Consider the following 350-nt stretch of genomic DNA (forward strand, 5'->3'; position numbering starts at 1 on the left):
CTCTTAGTAGCTTAACCTACTAATCCGCGATACGTAGTATCGTCGGAAATCCGCGATGCGTTAGCATCGTGGTTTACCTTCAACTAAAGGATGTTTCTTGCTTCGCTATCTAGTTTTCAAGGAACAAGATTTTTGCTTCAGCAAAATATCTAACCTCAGACATTCTACGTCAGCACGAAAGGTATGCACCTTTCAAAACTGAACACGAGTGAGTAACAAACCGATTTGTATCGCATCTCACCGATGCGGATACTCCATAGAAAGGAGGTGATCCAGCCGCACCTTCCGATACGGCTACCTTGTTACGACTTCACCCCAATCATCTACCCCACCTTCGGCGGCTGGCTCCT

The 350-nt window shown here is 46.3% G+C and carries 1 rRNA gene; it reads right to left on the reverse strand.

Annotated features, from left to right (window positions below):
* Positions 1–260: 260 nt before the first annotated feature.
* A 16S ribosomal RNA gene (locus KJS47_RS23860) occupies positions 261–350 on the reverse strand; the annotation flags it as partial.

This window comes from Paenibacillus sp. J31TS4, assembly GCF_018403265.1.
Classification (GTDB): domain Bacteria; phylum Bacillota; class Bacilli; order Paenibacillales; family NBRC-103111; genus J31TS4.